Here is a 15,391-nt window from a genome sequence, read left to right as displayed (position 1 = left end):
GGACACCTGCGCTAATAATGGTGTGCATATGGTAATACAAACAGGGATGTGCAGGGGAAATTTCGGTCCGGATTTATGGGTGCAATACCCCGGCTCAATCAGGGAGGAAACCAAGAGTGTGTAAAAAACACTATTAAGACCATACAATACTAAAGGTACCTGCATGACCGACCCATATGAAGCGCTGCTCGACCGTGCCTATGAAAATATCACCGAGACTTCCGGTGATGAGGGACGGTTTACGGTACCTCCGGCAAAGGTGTTTATCGAGGGGAAAACAACTGTCCTCGAGAACTTTGGAGAGATTGCATCAATTCTTCGCCGTGAACCGGACCACCTGATGAAGTTCCTCCTGGGCGAACTGGGAACATCCGGCAAGATAGACGGAAACCGGGCGGTCTTCAACGGCAAATTTGAATTCGACCTGATAAAAGGTCTTGTGACCAAGTACACAGAAGACTATGTCATCTGTTCCGAATGTGGCAAACCCGATACCCGTCTCGTAAAGGATGGCCGCATTACGCTCCTGCGTTGTGACGCCTGCGGAAGTCACAGGCCAGTCAGAAAACGCCGTGCACGTGCTGAATCAGCAGCAAACCAGCTGGAAGAGGGAAAAGAGATGACCGTGGAAATTCAGTCAATCTCAAAGCGTGGCGACGGTGTGGTCAGAATAGGGAAATACACTATGTACGTAAGCGGCGGAAAACCCGGCCAGAAAGTGCAGATCCGGATCACCCGTGTGGCTGGATCCATCGTATTCACCGAACGGATGTAATATATCCCATTCGGCTTCTTTTTTTCGGCTACTGTGCGCTGTACACACTTCCTGTGATAAGGAATAATCAGTATAAGAATACCCGCAGGATCTGCCGGGGGTTTATTCAGCCGGCATGGAAAAAAAGTGTTATTTTATCTAGGATTTTGCAATTGCATCCAGTAATTCTGCGCAGTCTGCGCTGATGCGGCGTGCTGCATCGATAATAACTGCAATGGGATCTACCCCATCTTTCGTTGAGACATACAACTCCGGATCGGTGAAATGAAGCTGTGGGTTATACGATGCCACGTCCACACGAGGGTCGGTGAGGATCTCCTGCGTCAGAGCATTCATGTAGGTATGACTCTCGCCGACAAAGAGGATCTTTACGCTGTCGGGATTGAGCTCAAGAATTTTGATCTCCATAAGTACCTTATGGTTCTGTAAACGAACGGGTAAATATATATGGGTTGCCCCTGTCAGGAAAACCAGGAATACTCCCTAGAGAACCGGCAAATAATAGCGATTCAGATTACAAATATATCCCCGTCATACCCGATATGCTGGGCATCCCAGCCAATCTTATGGGAGAGATGGACAAGACGGAAATCCCTTGCATGCAGCTCTCCCGCCAGTGTTACCGCATCTGAATAATTCATGTGCTTCGGGTGGCGGACACCTGTTGGGAAGAGGGCGTCTGCAAAGAATAAGTCACACCCGGAGAGCAGATCTTTTGTTCGCTGCGGGATGTCCCGATTCGTATCTGCCGTATACCCGATACGGGTATTCCCGTCTTCAATCAGGAGGCCATAGGTTGGTGCGGGAGGATGGTTCACTTCCCCGAGGGTGATCTTCAGCCCGCCCAGCGTGAACGGGACGTAGGGTTCCTGCGGGTGGGCGGCAAAATGAATGAAATGAAACTGTTTTTGCATGTATGCCACCACCTCCGGCGCACCATAACCGGGAGGATATTTTTGTACGCGGTAAAAGTCGTTGTACCCGGCAAAGTGATCATAGTGCCCATGTGTCCAGAGGACCGCATCAATGTGCGGCGAACCTGCCCGAAGCAGCTGCTGCCTGAGGTCAGGCGATGTGTCAATGAGAAGGGTAAAACCCTCATGCTCAACCAGAAGAGAGGTGCGGAGACGTTCCCTCCCGGATGCAGCACCTTCTGCGCAGACCGGACAGGTGCATCCGACGAGAGGGGTGCCGGTGGTGTCACCTGTTCCGAGAAGTGTGATTTTTATGGTCATTTGAAAGGGCACCTGATATCAGATACTACTCCGGATAACATGCCGATTCTTTAGATTCTGCATCCCTATCTCAATATCCTCTGCAGTCACCTTGTGCCGATTCTCCATGAGGGCCGCAATGATTGCTTCTTTGATCATCATCCGCAGGTCTGCACCGGAGAACCCTTCCGTCTCCTGTGCTACCGTATCAAAGTCACATTCGCACTCAATCAGGGACGTTACCGCCTGCAGGATGTCTCTTCTCATGGTCTGGCTAGGCATGGGGAACTCGACGACATCGTCAAAACGCCGCCAGGCTGCTTCATCTAACAGGGCAGGGTGATTGGTTGCACCAATGAGAAGCACCCCGTTTTTGACGAAACTGACCATATCGATATTTTTCAGGAGCATATTTACCGCACGCTTCATTGCGGCGTTGTCATCGGTGAGGCGGGACTTTGCCACGAAATCAAATTCATCGATGAAGAGGATACAGGGGGAGAGACGGCGTGCAAGTTCAAATATACGGTCAATATTCTTGGATGTTTCACCCAGGTACTGGGAGGTGATCATTGCAAGACGGACTTCCAGAAGGGGCATATGCAGTTCTCGAGAGAGTGCAAGTGCAACGGAGGTCTTTCCGGTTCCCGGGGGTCCCACAAAGAGTAGTTTCCCAAACTCATAGATCCGGTGATCACGCAGAAAATCCCGGTTTTTAAGCGCAACATCGATCTTTTTGATCGCGTCCTTCTGCCCCTCTGTACAGACCAGATTATCCATACTAAACTCGATCTCATCGGGCGCGTAGATGATGATCAGATCACGGGCATTGCGCATCTCTTCTGACTCGGCGACGATCGGGGCAATCTTTGCCTCAACAAACTCAACCGAATCTTCAAACCGTCCAACCTTCTTCAGTGCATTCTGGTAGGAAAATTTTCCGATACCATTTTTTTCTGCATACAGTGCAAGCGCAGGATTCCGTTCAATCCATCTGTCCCCCCCTTTCTTTACAAACCACTGCATCGCAGGTGCAAGTGCGGTGATGGAGAGACGCTGGCCGAATTCGTCATAATCGACGAAGGGGTTTGCGCGCAGCAGTTCGTAGGCTTTCTGCACCCCCATCTCGCGCTCAAGCATACCTTCGCTGATCACCAGCGGCCGTTTAAAATCTGACGCTGCTCCGGACATTCCTGTAATTTTCCGGAATTTTTGCGGCAGATCACTCTTCGTGATCTCGGAGATATCATTGGCGACGGAGGCCGTCAGAAGTATCTCCATGAGGTCAAGAACCATTGAATCAGCATCATCAGACATGCGTAACAGGAGTTGTACTACGCAGAGAACAAAAAAGGTTGGCTAGAGGGTCGTTGCCACACAGCCATCTTCGGTGACGATGAGAGTATGTTCTGCCTGGGATACATACGATCCCGGAATGTCATGAAGGACTGGATAACCCCGCACCACACCGTTCTTCTTCAGCGTGGAAAGAGCGAGATCGATCTTATCTCCGGTCAGCCATCGTTTGGAGAACGGCAGGGAGCGCCGGTCACGGATCTGGTTCAGGACCCGTTTTGCAGACGCCAGCCGTACCCCCCGGTTTGCGATCTGACTATATATCAGGGTTCTGGTGCCGTCAGAGACCATTCCCGTCCCGGTGGACGCAAACGGTTCAACCGCAAATACCATCCCCTCTTCGATGACCGCGCCCCCCGTCATGGCGACGTTGGGGATCATCGGTTCACCGTGGAGAGAATACTGCGAGAGGCCATGCCCGGTGAGATTTGCCACCGGGCGGAAACCACGGGACTCGATTTCATGCTGGATGGCTGTGCCCAGTTCCCCCGTGGTAACACCGGGGCAAACCAGCGCAATGGCCGCGTTGAGGGCTTCCCGCGAGGCTTCAACGAGGAGAGCATGATCTCCCAGATCAATGGTCTGTGCGGTGTCTGCGACATATCCGTCGATATGAACCCCAAGGTCCACTTTTACCACATCACCCTCGCAAAAGAGGCGTTCATCTCCCGGTCCGGCAGTATCGTGGGCTGCATCCTCGTTTATGGAGATATTGAGCGGAAAGGCAATTCCTGCCCCTTCGTCGAGTATCGCCTGTTCAATGGTGTCTACCAGTTCCAGGACAGATGCGCCGGGAACAACCATCCCTGCTGCTTCCTCACGGAAACGCTTTGCAAGCGCCCCCGCTTCCATATATGCAGAATATATATCATCGTTCATACGATCAGTCTTCTCTCATATTTCGTGTAGCAGACGAAACCATCTTTGGTTATAGCACCAATGTCCTCCAAGCGCACGCCGCCCGTTTTTCGGTAGTAGAGACCTGGTTCAACGGTGACCACATTCCCCGCCACAAGCGGTGTGTCCGCCCGCGGGGAGAGGGATGGCCCTTCATGGATCTGCAGACCAACACCATGACCAAGGCTGTGGATAAATCCTTCATCACCGGTGGCATAACCCCGCTCATTGAAGAGGTCCAGGACGGCATTGTGCACCTCTGCACCGGTAATGCCCGGCCGTAACATCTCTTCAGCGAGCGTCTGCCCATCACGTACGGTGTCATATATCTCCTGTATTTCTGCAGATGGTTCCCCTTTTACAAAAGTCCGGGTCATATCGGCAAAGTATCCGGTCCTCTCGTCCTGCGGGAAAACATCGATCACGATGGGTTCATCAATAAGGAGAGTACCTGACCCAATGTTGTGTGGCTGTGAGGTTTCCTTCCCGCAGGAGATGATGGTATGATGTGCCGTGCACCCGTGACGCAGAAGCCAGCAGTGCATCTCCCGGCGGAGGGCGTCAGAGGTGAGGGGGGCGCCCGCATACCAGAGTTCTCCCTCCCGCTCTGTGGAGGTGCGGATGATCTCCTCAGCGAGTGCCATTACTTCATTGGTCTTTTCCTGGGTCGCACGGATGGCATCGCGCTCACGCGGACTCTTTACTGCACGCATCGCCTCCACCGTGTCTGCATCAACAGTTACCCCGCAGAACGATCGAATATCTTCGGCCACTCCGAGGGGAAAGGATCCCGGCACGATGATGTCTCCCTCCACATATTCATACACCATACGGGCGGCGGCACGACGGGGGCTGACCTCCTCTTCGAGATAGGTAAAGAATCCGGCGTCTCCTCTTGTGAGGGCATCGCACGACGCCTCGTCCTGTGCACGGGAGATCTCCATCTGCGGTACGATAAGAATCCCATCTTTTCCGCGTTTTTTGATATAGAAGAGAGGATCTGAGGTGACAAACTGCGTCAGGTACCGCATATCGGGGTCACGGGAGGAGGCATAGATGACATAGGCTGCCGCTCCTGCCTTCTCCATTGCCTCATCAAGCCGTTTCATGCCTGAATATTACCGACCAAAGCACAAGTACTTTTATCCTGACGGGTTGATGTATGGATAATGGACGAGTCATCAAAGCAGATCTTCAAGATGAAGTTTGCAAAACTCACCATGGTTCTGAACGGAATATTTCTTCTCGCGGCACTTGCTATCCTTGCGGCATTCGGAGTCATTCCCATTTACAGTTATCAGATTGCAGGCATTTGTGGCGTTGGGGCTATTGTACTGGCACTCTATTTCAGGACTGCCTACCGGAAGGATAAAGAATGGCTGCTGGCCCAGGACGATACAACTGAAAAACCCCGACACTCCGATACCAGCGAAACTGCTGATTTCTCAAAGGGCGAGAGTGATGCTTGAGAAGATTCGTTCCGAAGTGGAACTGGTGGGACGGCACCTGAGGGTGGTGCGCATTGTAGCGGAGCACCAGCCAATCGGGATCATGAAACTCGCAGAGCTCACCGGGCTTCCTGCACACCGGGTGCGCTACTCTCTGAAGGTGCTGGAGGGGCAGGGGTATATCCAGGCATCCCCTTCCGGCGCAATGGTGACAGAAGCAGCAAAAGAACGGATGGAATCGCTTGATTCTGAGATCGACCGGATCATCAGTCTGCTCGAAACGATGCGCAAAGAGAACACCACAAATCAATAATATTAATACGCGCCAATGCGACCTTGTATGGCACACAGGTTGTGCATGCCTCCATAACTCAGTTGGTAGAGTGTCTGGCTGTTAACCAGAATGTCACAGGTTCGAGTCCTGTTGGGGGCGTCCGGGATTCAGGTTTGAATTCAAAATCAATCATATTTCTCCTTTTTTTGAAATTCTTTTGCAACAGCGCACGGTATTAGTAATCAAGGATTGAGTGTTTCACATCGCCAAATCTGTAGAACCGGAAGGTCGGTCAGACGGGCACTGAAAACAGTCAAACTCACCCTTCGGTATGCCAGAAAGGATGTCTATTCAGCGACTAAAGGAGTGTAGATATGATATTTCAGGCGGCATACGTATCTTTCGTGAACCCAGCTACAGCCAATCGCTTTAAGAGAGACAAATGTTATTTACGCAGGAGTAGATCTCTCTATAAAAACCATCACTATGAACGAACGCACAATTCCTTCGCTTGCATCTGTAGCACTCATCGTGACATGTGCAATCATATGCGGTTGTATAGCGCCTGATGAACAGAAGCGACCTGTCAATACAACTGTCCCTTTAGAGCGTGGATGGGATCAGGCAGCAGTGGCAGTCCTTGAACTATACACTCTCAACAGCGTAAGCGAGGAAACAGACAACAGATTCAACGGTTCAGTGGTGTCTCCGGAACCATCAATCCTGCCTGATTCCAACGGGAATCCTCTCTATTACCAATTTTATGTCCAGAAAGATGGCGAGATCTTTTACGCGGTCCGGGTGAGCGCCGACAAACTGCTCGGCAAAACAGTAATCAGGATTGGAGATTTTGGCTACACCGGGACAAACTTATCGACGAATATGGCCGTAAATGAAAACGACTCTTCTGCTGCAGAATCCGGATTCTTCTATGGCACTCCAGTCCCCCCGTATGGCGATGAGTATGCTCAATTGATGCTGGATTCATGGGAAGCTGAGGCAACATATGCTCAGAGTGTTATGAGAGATGCGGAAAATGCCGGGATCGATCTCTCAAAACCCCTTTCTGATGAGGAACGGGAATCAATCGGAGAAATTTTATGGAAAAACATCAGGCAAAGAGAACAGAGAATAACAGAGATCGAGGAAAAATATCAGGTGGATATTCTTTAGGCTGATTTTATCGACTGTCATCCCCTGTACCGCCACTCCCAGGAGCCTTTGCCGGGCGGAATCGTTCATCCAAAACCCGTTTGGGGAAAGAGAGTGGCTGTCATCCGGCAGCTCTCCCTTACCAAAAACGACGAGACGGGTCAGCTCTCCCGCTCAACGACGAACGAGACCTTAACCACAGCGCGATACTCAACAATTTTGTCCCCGTCCACCTTTGCTGTACATTCCTTCAGGTAGACCCCTTTTATGTCGTGGACGGATTTTGCCGCCTCCCTCACAGCATTGCCAACGGCATCCTCCCATCCGTTCGGGGAACTGCCAATGAGCTCAAGGACCTTTGCCACATGGGGCACATCTGCTTCATACATGTTACCTTCCTCCAAGCACTCCCTTAGGGTATCCCTCCCACATGAAAGTTGCGGAAATCGTACACCCGGATAACGGGGTACGACAGAGGCTACGTACGAGGGAAGCACCGGCAGAGCCCCTCTCCCCCACGGGGGGCATGGCCTTGTACGGATGAGTGATCAATACTTCTGGTGGCGGATTGCCTGCCTGTCCCATTCAACCGTCGCAATCGATGACACGGATACCGGCATCAGACGTTCCCACAACCCACCCCAACACCATACCTACATTCCACGCTCTTTTTCACATCGAACGGCCTATCTTCCTGACAGAGGAAAGACCCCATGGAGCCACGTTGGAAAGAACTCATCAGCCTCCCCGTCTACCCGTGGGGCCGCAGCCTCTTCGGAGGGGCATGGGCAGATGTGGCCGCATTTTGCCGGAGAGAGGAGCTGGATGGGGTGGAACTCTATACCGGCTATGAGGATGTAGATCCCTCAGATATCCCCCCTGACCTGGTGCGGAGCGTCCACCTTCCGTTCCATTCCGGCTGGCTGGAGATGATGGGACAGGAGCAGGAGGAACGGAGAAACAGGGAAAAAGGCGTGGGTCCGGAACGAACGGGGAATGGAAAAATCACCGGGAGCGAAGGGGACGTCCGGTTTGAACCGCCGTTCTTTGCCTGCAGCACGCACCACGATTTCATTGCCGCCCTGTGTCTCCAGCTCGAACGGGCGGCCCTGCTTCAGGCAGAATACGCGGTCTACCACCTTGGCTATTACCACACCGCAGAGATGTTCACCCGGACGTATGCGATGAACGACCAGGAGGTGCTGGAACGGGCCGCAGCATTCCTCAACGACCTGGTCTCCGCCTTCCCCGGCAATGAACCTCCCGTCCGCCTGCAGTTTGAGAACCTCTGGTATCCGGGTCTCACCTACACAGACCCGGACGCTATTCTCGCCTTCATGGGCATGCTGGAGTTCTCGAACTATGGGTTTGTCCTCGATACCGGCCACCTTATGAACCTCATCACCACTTCTGATGCAGAAACAGACTGCATCGTCGCGGTCTGCTGCTGTATCAAATCCCTGCCGGCAGAGGTTCTCAGCCAGATCGATGTAGTTCACCTCCACTGGAGCGGCTCGCACTCCCTCCGGCAGGAACGGCTCCGCCGGGGGCTCCCAAACGGGTTTACCACCATGCAGCGCCATGACCAGGAGGCCATTGCATTCCAGCATGCCATCCTCACCGACCAGCACCGGCCGCTCTCTCTTCCGGAGGCACGGACGATGCTGGAACTTACCTCCCCGGCTGTGGTCGTCCATGAATGCATCCCGAAGACGCTGGACGACCTCAAGGGATTTCTTGCGATGCAACGTGGTGCACTGAAACAGGTATAGAGAGGCTAAATCCACAGGGCCCAACCGGATGTAGTGCAGGAACTCCATTGGAATGGCACCTGGACATTCATGAATCCGGCGTTCAAATGATATTGGGAAAATGTGGATCATGTTCCCCGTCTGCTACACACTGCACAAACCTTTATCCACTTTTCCCCTGAGTAAGGGGGATTATGGCAGAAGAGAGACAGGCACATCCGCCACCGAATATGCCGGAAAGGGCCAACATATCCGTTCGACACGTCGTTTTGATACTCTCCGGAAAAGGGGGAGTCGGGAAGACAACGGTCGCTGCTAACCTCGCGTTTGCATTCGCAAACCATGGCTTTCGAACCGGACTTCTGGACCTCGATATACACGGCCCGGACATCCCCAAGATCCTGGGGATTGAAGGGAGCCGGATGGATTCGTATGACACGAAATTGATGGAACCGGTGTCAGTCACCGGCAATCTGGCAGTGGTCTCGATGGCCTTTCTTCTCCCGGAGACCAGTTCACCCGTCATCTGGCGTGGCCCGATGAAGACCGGGGCCATCCGGCAGTTTCTCGAAGGTGTCCACTGGGGAGAGCTTGATTATCTGGTGGTCGACCTTCCGCCGGGGACCGGCGACGAGGCCCTGACGATCGCACAGTTCGCCCCGAATATCGCAGGAGCGGTGATTGTCACCACACCTCAGGACATGGCCATCCTCGATATAAAAAAGGCGGTGAGGTTCGTGCAGACGATCGGGCTGCCGGTGATTGGCATCATCGAAAACATGAGCGGCATGGTCTGTCCCCACTGCGGAAAAGAAATTGACATCTTCGGAAAAGGGGGCGGCAAACAGGCCGCTGAAGAGATGGGTGTGCCCTTCCTCGGCGCCGTCCCCCTCGATCCGGAGATGCGCAAGGCGGCCGATGAAGGACGACCATTTCTCATCCGCAGCCCCGGTATGGCACGGGACAACCCGACATGGAAACAGGTCGATGCCGTTATGGAGAAACTCGTCAGAATTGTTGAAGAAGGAGGAGAGATAGACGCCCGCAAGGAAAAGATGCCTCTCAACCCTATGTGAACGCGAATGGGTTCCAAATATTCATCCCTGCTATTCAGGCGGACCATACCTCACAGATCAACCTGCCCCCTTTTTTACCAACGGAAAATCCCAACGGCCATATCGTATCGGCATTCGAAAACTTCCATTCGGATGCCAGACTCCGGTAGAGGTGTCAGGCACTATGAAAACAGGGAGACTGCTACAAAAAGCGGCGATGCCCTCACAGCGCATGCAGGAGGAAACATTATTGAAAAAGGGATATAGTGATTCTATGAAGGGCATAATTGCCCCGTCCGATGCGGATTGAATAGTATCCGGATTTGTGATACGGTGTGTTTTGGAAGTTCAGGCTTCTTCACCGGTTTCGGAATCATCAGACGGTACAGATGCGTCCTCAGATGCCGATCCACCGAAGAAGAAGGCATGGATCTGCTCCCAAAGAGAACGTTTACCAGTGTTCCAGGCCTTTTTATTCTCGTTCAGGACGGCATTAACAGCCGGGCGGCCCCCATTTTCTGTGGCGTTCATGAACGTCTGGTTATTCCCCCCGATGATCCCGAGTTGTTCTTCTGCAGGTGCTGTGTCATACCCTGATTCATTGAAAATATCAATGATCTCCCCGCCATATTTCAGGCGTTCGTTATACCGCAGTTCAAGATATTCCCCATCAATGGCGGAGCAGTTCTCACGGAGCTGATTCATCTCCAGGGTCCTGTTTTCAGTACAGGTTTCGTTTTCTGTGCAGGTTTCATTTCCGGTGCAGTCTGTCCGGATGCAGTTATTCAGGGACATCCTGAGCTGTTTTGTCAGTGCATCATTTTTGGCCATCACAGAAGACATCTGTCCCTGGTTACCGGATTCAAGCGCCCCCCTGAGTGCTTCTTCCTGTCCGGTCAACTGCGCAAGAACTGCTTCTGCCTTTGAGGTGTTGCATCCCGAAGAATGTACCGCAGCAATCAGGGCCTTCCCCCATGCGACACTGTCATTGAACTGCTGCATCCTGAACGCATTCGTCGCTGCGCTGGTGCTGTTCATCAGCTGTTCGTCAGCATTTTTGAGCGCTCCCTTGCCGGATACCCCCGTGTCCAGCTTGTGGTCAGCGAGCTTGTCTGTCTGAGGACTGATCACATTCTTTGCCATCGCAGGCGTCACTGCTACTGCACACAGGCAAAGGCAAAGAACGCATCCGATGACTACAATTGTTCGTTTCATTACTGATATTCTCCCGGGAACGATATCTCCGTCACCCTGCATTCCTGTTGGTATGGTTCACATATATATTCAGAAAATACGCCGGTTCCCAGTATAGAACCACGGAGTTCTCCTTATCCATCTTCGGGATGAGGAGGAGTATCCCCCGCGGCCTCCAGCAGGGCGTCACAGAAATCTTCTACCGAGAAGAACCGCTTCTCCTTTTCCTTTTCCAGACACCTGAGGATGACAGCATCATAGACATCAGTCGGGGCCCCGGACTCAGAAGGAAGGGGTGCAGAATCGTTGAGGACGGCAAGCGTCACCTCGCCGAACCCTGCACCCACAAAGGGAGGTGTGCCTGTCATCAGTTCGAAGAAGAGCACGCCCAGCTGGTACAGGTCGGTGCGGACGTCCTCGTTTCCATAGACCGACGGCCGCAGCTGTTCCGGGGCTGCATACCCCGGGGAGAAACCACCGACCTGTGTCCGGTGACCACCGTCGGTCACCGACCCCAGCCCCCAGTCGGTAATCTTCGGCGTCCGATCCCCTGCACAGAGGATATTTTCCGGTTTGATGTCCCGGTGAATGACTCCTGTTTCATGAGCAAATGAGAGGCCGGCGGCGATTCCCCGGACCACGCGAACGGCCCCTTCCGGTGAGAGGGGGAGCTGGCAGTCCTTCAGGGAATGAGGTGTATACTCCATCTCCACATAGGGGACGGGAAGGATATTTGCCGCATAAATTGCAAGGATATTCGGGTGGTGCAAACGCTCCCAGAACCGGATCTCCCGCATGAAATGAGTGCCGGTCTGCTCGTCGGGAACAATAGGGATCTTTACCGCAACCACCCTGCCGTCTGAAATCCGTTCCGCCCGGTATACACGGGCAATTCCTCCCTGACCAAGATATTCGGCATTCCGGTATTTCGAGGCGAGCGGTTCAGGAAACCCGGAATAAGCGGGTTGTACAGGGGATGCGGGAATGCTGCCGGTCCCCTGTACTATGGTCCTGACCGAGGCAGGAGTATCCTCTCCGCCCGCTGTCGGTGGTTCAATCAGGCTGTCACGTGGCGGTTCACGTCGGCGGGCGGCGATTATGACACCGGCTGCAATGATGAGCACCGCTGGGATGAGAAGAAGGAGCGGACTGTTTCCTCCGTCCCCGTTGGTTGCGGAGGTCCCCTCTGCGTCCACGGTATCTGCCGGTTCGACGGTCTCGTCCGCAACGCCTCCGGCAGATGTTGCCGTAGGTGTCGGGGCGGATGGAGACGGGGAGGTCGTTTCAGGGGTTGCCACTGCAGTGTCGTCGGGGGTCTGTTCCACAGTCGGTTCGACGGTTGGCTCGGTGGTCGGCACCGGCGTGTCGGCCCTTGCCGGACCGACACCCTGCCCGGGCCAGATCTTCTCAAGCTTTTCATCATCGGTCTTTGCCATAACAGGGGAGGCTACCAGTAAAAGCAGGATAAGAGCGATGCAGAGAACACGGATGGCCGGTTTCCGGAGGGCTGGCGCCCCGAAGGTTTTATTCACTGTTCCTCACCCCTCGTCAGCGGCAGGGCCAATCATGACAAACCGGGCGCTTCCTACCCCGTTTGCGAGATCGATGATGTCGCCCTCAACGAGCGGTTTTCTCTCTCCTCTCCCCAGGGGAACGCCGTTCACATGCGTCTGCCCGGTACTTTCGCAGTCTTCCAGCAGCCACTGGTCCCCCGTACGGGTCAGGCGTGCATGGGGCCGGGAAACACGGGAGACAGCGGCGTACGACGCGGGAAGGACGATGTCTGTTGCCGGACTATACATACCCTCATTCACCGGGTCTTCCCGGCCGATTGAGATACTGTCGGAATTCAGGGGGAATACCCTGCCGTCCTCTTCTCCCTGTGCCAGAAGCAGCATGGGCGGGGCCTCGCCCCCGGTCAGCATCGATTTAACGGTCCGGACGCGGGAGGCCACGTCTCCAAACCCGGCCGGCACCGCCCCGGAGGAGAATACTCCAAGACTCGTGATGACCGATTCAAGCCCCCCGGGCTGCAGGGAAAACTTCCAGACCGGGTGAACCCCTCTCGCGGTCTCACGTCCGAGGCCCGCCTCCTTTTTTATGATCCCGGCCGCCGCAAGTTTGTTCAGGTGCTTCTTCGTATTTTCATAGCTGGTGTCAATCACTGCAGCTATTTCACGGATCTCCATTGGACGGTGCTCAATAGCCCGGAGTATCTTCAGGCGTGTCGGACTCGAAAGGACCTCAAGGTACTCGGAGAGTTCTGCGAGAAATTCCGGGTCTTCCGAGAGTACAACAGTTCGGGTCATCATACCATCTCATGCATTCGTGCACCCGAAACGGGTTCACGCAAGTATTACTCTCAATTGCATCGGCATCATCAAAAAAATGGTGGTAGTGCACTTCCGGAAAATTTTACCATCTGGAAAACGTCTCTTTCCTTTTCTGCATCGCATCCATCCAGAGGGAGACGGGCCACAGAAGAACAGGGCGTTCCCTTCCCCGGCGCCATACAGCTCGCCTCTGCAATGCGCAAGGCGGCCAATGAAGGACGCCGTTTCTTATCGTAGTCCCGCACCTGATATTGCTGCGTTGAGGATGCATAATGTGTCATCCATCATGCAGAAAGAAAACAATGGCGGAATAAAACCGTATATTCGCCCCAAAATACACATTACAGGACAGATTCAACAGATAACAAAACCACGAGGCTTATTACCACCCACACATATCCCTCATCAGGTACTTTCAAAGGAGTTTATATGAAGGAAGTTATGTATCAATGCCCAAAATGCGGAAAAGACGAACTGCACGCAGAAGAGCCTGATGAATACGAGATCTGGCTCAAATGCCGTTCATGCGATTTCTTTATGGGCATGAGCAAAGATGACTGGCACCGCATGGAAAACAGCCCCAATGTCAACCATAAGATCAAAAAACATGCAGAAGATTACACCTGAATCCTGCGGAAATTAATCTTTTTTTCAATATTGTCCTCAGAATGCCAATTCTGCAGAAGGAATCCTGATTGCAACAAAGGGCAGATCCAGATAGTTCTGTTACGATGCATGAGAGATGAACCATTTTCGGACGACAAAATCAGAAACCGGGACTCAGGGTGTTTGAAAGGGAGATCTTCAAAATAATACCAGGTTCACAAAGACAGATATCCTGACGAGACTGGATGATTCGCAATATGTGGAAAGTGAATTGAGCTCTTTTGTGAATAATTTATCAGAATAAAGCAATAATAACAGATATTGAATAGAAAATTAAAATTGTTCGATTCTATATTCTGTGAAAATTTTCATTATATAAATAGATACCGTGGATACACTTGAGATTTTCAATACGTACCAGAACGGTATCCAAAAGCTCTTTCGATCACGGCTGCTGCAGATCTTGGACTCACTGGGGAAGGAGAAAAAACACTGGCAAACCTTCGTGGAGTCACAGACGCTGCGTCGCAGACACTCATCCCGAAGATCCGGTTTCCGGAAGACGTGCATTACCTACATTTCCATGACGGCGTCTACTCGCTGACACCTCAGGGGAAGCTCATTTCCTCACAGATTCAGGATCATATCAGAGCAGGGTACCTGTTTCCGTAAAAACCCATCATTCTGGTCCAAGCACTATCTGGAAGCACTTCCAGCCCCCTTCCTGCGTGACATCGGCGACCTCTGCAATGCCACCGTCGTCGAAACCAGCAATACGGATATTATCCCCTTCATTGAACGGTTTTCCGGGATCATTGAAAACGCCGAACGGATATCAGTCGTCTCCTCCTTCATGAGTCATCTCCATGCCGACACCCTCGTTGCAAAGGTGAAGGAGAGGGTGCCGGTGGAGATAGTGGTGAATGCCGAGATCGCAGAAGAGCTCAGGAAGGAACCGTTCCTGATTAAAATAAGGGACATTGCTGGATGTGATCACTTCAGGATGTATGTGGCGCCCGTGCCCCTTCACATGGGATTGACGGTGACAGATTCGACCCTTTCGTTCGGATTATGCCACCCGGATGATCTCAAATATGATATCCAGAACGACCTCATCGCCACCGACATTCAGGCCATTGAATGGGGATGACCCGGCTCTTTTCGTATTACCGGGAGATGTCAGAAGAGGTTCCATCAGTTGATACCTCTCTTTGCTCCTGACTGACGTACTCTGAATGGTCCGGGATTTCCTGAATATTCAGCAGATAACCGAATATTCGGCGAACGTACTAATGTATACCAGAAAAGACAAAGGAAAAATTGTAGCCGGGAGTTC

18 protein-coding genes and 1 tRNA gene are annotated in these 15,391 nt (G+C 52.7%); 9 read left to right on the top strand and 10 right to left on the bottom strand.

Features of this window, described 5'->3' with window-relative positions; all coding sequences use genetic code 11:
- Positions 1-163: 163 nt before the first annotated feature.
- A complete protein-coding gene (locus tag OU421_RS07295; RefSeq protein WP_268185413.1) occupies positions 164-775 on the top strand; it encodes a translation initiation factor IF-2 subunit beta in 612 nt (203 codons plus the stop codon).
- A gap of 138 nt (positions 776-913) precedes the next feature.
- Here OU421_RS07295 and OU421_RS07290 read toward each other — a convergent pair whose 3' ends face one another.
- The 5 genes from OU421_RS07290 to OU421_RS07270 all read right to left on the bottom strand — a co-directional run bounded on the left by OU421_RS07290 (position 914) and on the right by OU421_RS07270 (position 5,351).
- Positions 914-1,183 (bottom strand): DNA-directed RNA polymerase subunit L, encoded by a 270-nt coding sequence (locus tag OU421_RS07290; RefSeq protein ID WP_268185412.1) that lies wholly within the window; start codon positions 1,181-1,183, stop codon positions 914-916.
- A 101-nt stretch (positions 1,184-1,284) separates the two neighbouring features.
- Positions 1,285-2,010, bottom strand: coding sequence for an MBL fold metallo-hydrolase (locus OU421_RS07285; RefSeq protein WP_326493487.1), 726 nt, complete (start codon positions 2,008-2,010; stop codon positions 1,285-1,287).
- A gap of 18 nt (positions 2,011-2,028) precedes the next feature.
- The gene (locus OU421_RS07280; protein ID WP_268185411.1) at positions 2,029-3,306 is read right to left on the bottom strand and encodes an ATP-binding protein; all 1,278 of its coding nucleotides are present in this window, start codon (positions 3,304-3,306) and stop codon (positions 2,029-2,031) included.
- Positions 3,307-3,348: 42 nt separating this feature from the next.
- Positions 3,349-4,224 carry a type II methionyl aminopeptidase gene (gene map, locus OU421_RS07275; RefSeq protein WP_268185410.1) on the bottom strand — a complete coding sequence of 292 codons (876 nt, stop codon included), beginning with the start codon at positions 4,222-4,224 and terminating at the stop codon, positions 3,349-3,351.
- The gene (locus tag OU421_RS07270) at positions 4,221-5,351 is read right to left on the bottom strand and encodes a M24 family metallopeptidase (RefSeq protein WP_268185409.1); all 1,131 of its coding nucleotides are present in this window, start codon (positions 5,349-5,351) and stop codon (positions 4,221-4,223) included. Before OU421_RS07270 ends, map begins: the two co-directional genes overlap by 4 nt.
- A 60-nt stretch (positions 5,352-5,411) precedes the next feature.
- Between OU421_RS07270 and OU421_RS07265 the strand changes: the two genes are divergently transcribed.
- From OU421_RS07265 to OU421_RS07250, 4 genes are all read left to right on the top strand, one after another.
- Positions 5,412-5,711 carry a hypothetical protein gene (locus OU421_RS07265; protein WP_268185408.1) on the top strand — a complete coding sequence of 100 codons (300 nt, stop codon included), beginning with the start codon at positions 5,412-5,414 and terminating at the stop codon, positions 5,709-5,711.
- Complete coding sequence (locus tag OU421_RS07260) at positions 5,704-6,003, top strand: hypothetical protein (protein WP_268185407.1); 300 nt, start codon at positions 5,704-5,706, stop codon at positions 6,001-6,003. Before OU421_RS07265 ends, OU421_RS07260 begins: the two co-directional genes overlap by 8 nt.
- 47 nt (positions 6,004-6,050) lie before the next feature.
- Positions 6,051-6,123 (top strand) — tRNA-Asn (locus OU421_RS07255).
- Positions 6,124-6,450: 327 nt separating this feature from the next.
- Entirely contained in the window at positions 6,451-7,137 is a 687-nt protein-coding gene (locus OU421_RS07250; RefSeq protein ID WP_268185406.1) for a hypothetical protein, read from the top strand.
- Positions 7,138-7,277: 140 nt separating this feature from the next.
- Here the strand turns inward: OU421_RS07250 and OU421_RS07245 are convergent, their stop codons facing one another.
- Positions 7,278-7,505, bottom strand: a complete 228-nt coding sequence (locus OU421_RS07245) for a dodecin family protein (RefSeq protein ID WP_268185405.1) — start codon at positions 7,503-7,505, stop codon at positions 7,278-7,280.
- Between the two features lie 324 nt (positions 7,506-7,829).
- Here OU421_RS07245 and OU421_RS07240 point away from each other — a divergent pair, with 324 nt between their 5' ends.
- Entirely contained in the window at positions 7,830-8,888 is a 1,059-nt protein-coding gene (locus OU421_RS07240) for an apurinic/apyrimidinic endonuclease family protein (RefSeq protein WP_268185404.1), read from the top strand.
- Between the two features lie 173 nt (positions 8,889-9,061).
- Positions 9,062-9,943, top strand: a complete 882-nt coding sequence (locus OU421_RS07235) for an Mrp/NBP35 family ATP-binding protein (protein WP_268185403.1) — start codon at positions 9,062-9,064, stop codon at positions 9,941-9,943.
- Between the two features lie 327 nt (positions 9,944-10,270).
- Here OU421_RS07235 and OU421_RS07230 read toward each other — a convergent pair whose 3' ends face one another.
- The 3 genes from OU421_RS07230 to OU421_RS07220 all read right to left on the bottom strand — a co-directional run bounded on the left by OU421_RS07230 (position 10,271) and on the right by OU421_RS07220 (position 13,428).
- A complete protein-coding gene (locus tag OU421_RS07230) occupies positions 10,271-11,137 on the bottom strand; it encodes a hypothetical protein (protein ID WP_268185402.1) in 867 nt (288 codons plus the stop codon).
- A gap of 113 nt (positions 11,138-11,250) precedes the next feature.
- Positions 11,251-12,648, bottom strand: coding sequence for a serine/threonine-protein kinase (locus OU421_RS07225; protein WP_268185401.1), 1,398 nt, complete (start codon positions 12,646-12,648; stop codon positions 11,251-11,253).
- 6 nt (positions 12,649-12,654) lie between these two features.
- Positions 12,655-13,428 (bottom strand): FHA domain-containing protein, encoded by a 774-nt coding sequence (locus tag OU421_RS07220; protein WP_268185400.1) that lies wholly within the window; start codon positions 13,426-13,428, stop codon positions 12,655-12,657.
- Positions 13,429-13,878: 450 nt separating this feature from the next.
- Here OU421_RS07220 and OU421_RS07215 point away from each other — a divergent pair, with 450 nt between their 5' ends.
- Positions 13,879-14,076: a hypothetical protein gene (locus OU421_RS07215; protein WP_268185399.1), complete on the top strand. Its 198-nt coding sequence runs from the start codon at positions 13,879-13,881 to the stop codon at positions 14,074-14,076.
- Between the two features lie 675 nt (positions 14,077-14,751).
- On the opposite strand, the gene OU421_RS07210 is transcribed toward OU421_RS07215, so the two are convergent.
- The gene (locus tag OU421_RS07210; protein WP_268185398.1) at positions 14,752-14,910 is read right to left on the bottom strand and encodes a hypothetical protein; all 159 of its coding nucleotides are present in this window, start codon (positions 14,908-14,910) and stop codon (positions 14,752-14,754) included.
- Between OU421_RS07210 and OU421_RS07205 the strand changes: the two genes are divergently transcribed.
- Positions 14,909-15,205 carry a transcriptional regulator FilR1 domain-containing protein gene (locus OU421_RS07205; protein ID WP_268185397.1) on the top strand — a complete coding sequence of 99 codons (297 nt, stop codon included), beginning with the start codon at positions 14,909-14,911 and terminating at the stop codon, positions 15,203-15,205. The genes OU421_RS07210 and OU421_RS07205 overlap by 2 nt on opposite strands.
- Positions 15,206-15,391: the final 186 nt, after the last annotated feature.

The organism is Methanogenium organophilum, assembly GCF_026684035.1.
GTDB classification, from domain to species: domain Archaea; phylum Halobacteriota; class Methanomicrobia; order Methanomicrobiales; family Methanomicrobiaceae; genus Methanogenium; species Methanogenium organophilum.
The sequence above is the reverse complement of the archived record's forward strand: the minus strand, read 5'-3'. Positions and strand labels throughout refer to the sequence as shown.

Bases quoted from the DNA above. Each gene is read 5' to 3' on its own strand.
- OU421_RS07265 (WP_268185408.1), top strand. From the start codon at position 5,412: ATGGACGAGTCATCAAAGCAGATCTTCAAGATGAAGTTTGCAAAACTC.
- OU421_RS07285 (WP_326493487.1), bottom strand. From the start codon at position 2,010: ATGACCATAAAAATCACACTTCTCGGAACAGGTGACACCACCGGCACC.
- OU421_RS07280 (WP_268185411.1), bottom strand. From the start codon at position 3,306: ATGTCTGATGATGCTGATTCAATGGTTCTTGACCTCATGGAGATACTT.
- map (WP_268185410.1), bottom strand. From the start codon at position 4,224: ATGAACGATGATATATATTCTGCATATATGGAAGCGGGGGCGCTTGCA.
- OU421_RS07240 (WP_268185404.1), top strand. From the start codon at position 7,830: ATGGAGCCACGTTGGAAAGAACTCATCAGCCTCCCCGTCTACCCGTGG.
- OU421_RS07230 (WP_268185402.1), bottom strand. From the start codon at position 11,137: ATGAAACGAACAATTGTAGTCATCGGATGCGTTCTTTGCCTTTGCCTG.
- OU421_RS07210 (WP_268185398.1), bottom strand. From the start codon at position 14,910: ATGAAGGAGGAGACGACTGATATCCGTTCGGCGTTTTCAATGATCCCG.
- OU421_RS07270 (WP_268185409.1), bottom strand. From the start codon at position 5,351: ATGAAACGGCTTGATGAGGCAATGGAGAAGGCAGGAGCGGCAGCCTAT.
- OU421_RS07205 (WP_268185397.1), top strand. From the start codon at position 14,909: ATGAGTCATCTCCATGCCGACACCCTCGTTGCAAAGGTGAAGGAGAGG.
- OU421_RS07245 (WP_268185405.1), bottom strand. From the start codon at position 7,505: ATGTATGAAGCAGATGTGCCCCATGTGGCAAAGGTCCTTGAGCTCATT.
- OU421_RS07235 (WP_268185403.1), top strand. From the start codon at position 9,062: ATGGCAGAAGAGAGACAGGCACATCCGCCACCGAATATGCCGGAAAGG.
- OU421_RS07290 (WP_268185412.1), bottom strand. From the start codon at position 1,183: ATGGAGATCAAAATTCTTGAGCTCAATCCCGACAGCGTAAAGATCCTC.
- OU421_RS07215 (WP_268185399.1), top strand. From the start codon at position 13,879: ATGAAGGAAGTTATGTATCAATGCCCAAAATGCGGAAAAGACGAACTG.
- OU421_RS07295 (WP_268185413.1), top strand. From the start codon at position 164: ATGACCGACCCATATGAAGCGCTGCTCGACCGTGCCTATGAAAATATC.
- OU421_RS07220 (WP_268185400.1), bottom strand. From the start codon at position 13,428: ATGATGACCCGAACTGTTGTACTCTCGGAAGACCCGGAATTTCTCGCA.
- OU421_RS07250 (WP_268185406.1), top strand. From the start codon at position 6,451: ATGAACGAACGCACAATTCCTTCGCTTGCATCTGTAGCACTCATCGTG.
- OU421_RS07260 (WP_268185407.1), top strand. From the start codon at position 5,704: ATGCTTGAGAAGATTCGTTCCGAAGTGGAACTGGTGGGACGGCACCTG.